General features: G+C 66.5%; 2 protein-coding genes. One reads left to right on the plus strand and one right to left on the minus strand.

The annotated features are described in order from the left end of the window. Positions 1-759: succinyl-diaminopimelate desuccinylase (dapE, locus tag EN906_RS32420; protein WP_127375691.1), on the minus strand; the 759-nt coding region annotated here is incomplete at its 3' end. Between the two features lie 126 nt (positions 760-885). On the opposite strand from dapE, the gene EN906_RS32425 reads away from it, so the two are divergent. Then, the gene (locus tag EN906_RS32425) at positions 886-1,935 is read left to right on the plus strand and encodes a 2-dehydropantoate 2-reductase (RefSeq protein WP_127375692.1); all 1,050 of its coding nucleotides are present in this window, start codon (positions 886-888) and stop codon (positions 1,933-1,935) included. Positions 1,936-1,938 lie beyond the last annotated feature (3 nt).

The following is a 1,938-nucleotide window of genomic DNA, read 5'->3' on the forward strand; positions in this document are numbered from 1 at the left end:
GACATTGGTGGCGGGGTTGCCGACATCGATGGAGGTGATCTCCAGATTGGTCGGCTGGAAATCCCTGGTCCCCTTGTCGAAAACCGGATGCAGCAAGGCGTCGACCAGGCTCATCAGCCCGCGCACCGGATTGTCGGCAAGCAGGGGATAGGCGACATGGCCCTGGCGGCCATTGACGGTGACCGCGCCGGACATCGAGCCGCGGCGGCCGATCTTGATCATGTCGCCGAGAGCGTCCGGATTGGTCGGCTCGCCGACGACAGAGGCATCCCATTTCTCGCCCCGCGAAGCCGCCCATTCGAGCAGCTTCACCGTGCCGTTGATGGCCGGGCCTTCCTCGTCGCCGGTGATCAGCAGCGAGACCGACCCTTTCGGACCGCCATTGGCCTCGACATGGCGCGCCACGGCGGCGATGAAACAGGCAATGCCGCCCTTCATGTCGACGGCGCCGCGGCCATACATCTCGCCATTGGCGATCTCGGCGGCGAAAGGCGGATGCGTCCAGGCGGCTTCGTCGCCGACAGGCACCACGTCAGTGTGTCCGGCGAACATCAGATGCGGGCCATTGCCGGAGCGCCTTGCATATAGGTTTTCGATATCGGGCGTGCCGTCTTCGGAAAACACCGGCCGATCGACCAGGAAGCCGAGCGGTTTGAGCATCGTCTCCAGCGCGGTCAGCGCGCCGCCCTCAGCGGGCGTCACCGAAGCGCAACGGATAAGGGCGGCGAGGTTTTCGGCGGGATCGGTCGGCAGCGTCATGGCAAAAGCGATAGTCGAAAGCGCAGGGCCTGTCACGGCCAGACATAGGGGCCAGCGTCATGGCTGGCGATGCCGCCAATATTATGGTTTTCATGTCGTATAGCTCCGACCCGGCGCGGCGACAGGATGGCAGACAAGGACAGAAGGATCGTCATAGCCGGTGCCGGCAGCATCGGCTGCTATGCCGGCGGCTGCCTGGCGTTGGCCAACCGAGAGGTCATTCTGCTGGCTCGGCCGCGCATCGAGGCAGCGCTACGGCAGGGTGGATTGCGGGTCAGCGACCTCCAGGGCCGCGATCGCTCGATCAAGCCCGAGGCGCTTGTCGTCACCGTCGATCCGGCCGCCGCTTTGCCGCTGGCGGACGTGATCCTGGTCACGGTCAAGAGCGGCGCCACCCAGGATATGGCGGATCTTATCAAAGCCCATGCCCGGCCCAACGCCGTGGTGATCAGCCTGCAAAACGGTGTCGACAATGCCGACAGGCTGCGTGCTGGAGTTGCCGGACGTACGGTGCTGGCCGGCATGGTGCCGTTCAATGTGGTGCAGTCGCCGGACGGCGAACTGCCGCTGCGCGTGCACCGCGCTAGCGACGGCATGGTGATGGTCGAGGACGGCACCGCCGGCCTGGTCGGCCTGCTTGGCGTCGAAGGGTTTGCGGTCGAAACCCATGGCGACATAAAAGCCGTGCTGTGGGGCAAGCTGCTGATGAATTTGAACAACGCGCTGGTGGCGCTTTCCGGCCTGCCGCTGGCAACCGAACTGGCCGACCGGCGCTGGCGGCTGATCCTGGCCAGCCAGATCGACGAGGCCCTGAGAGCGATGAGAGCGTCCGGCATCGAGCCGGCGCGGATCGCCGGCCTGCGGCCGGCGTTGCTGCCGAAGGTGCTCAGGCTGCCGGACTGGCTGTTCAAGCTGCTGGCGCGGCGCTTGCTGGCGATCGACCTGCAGGCGCGCTCGTCTATGTGGGACGATCTGCAGCGCGGCCGGCCGACGGAGATCGACGACTTGCAGGGCGCCATCCTGCGGCTGGCGGAAAAAGCCGGCACGCCCCTGCCGACGGTCCAGCGGATCACCGCTTTGGTGCGCGCAGCGGAAGCGGAGCGGCTTGGCTCGCCGGGCCTGGCGCCGGAGCAGGTTGTTGCACCGGCCGGCCGCGCTGCAGATCGTCCCACATAGACG

The sequence above is a fragment of the Mesorhizobium sp. M7A.F.Ca.CA.004.06.1.1 genome (genome assembly GCF_003999135.1).
Taxonomy (GTDB): domain Bacteria; phylum Pseudomonadota; class Alphaproteobacteria; order Rhizobiales; family Rhizobiaceae; genus Mesorhizobium.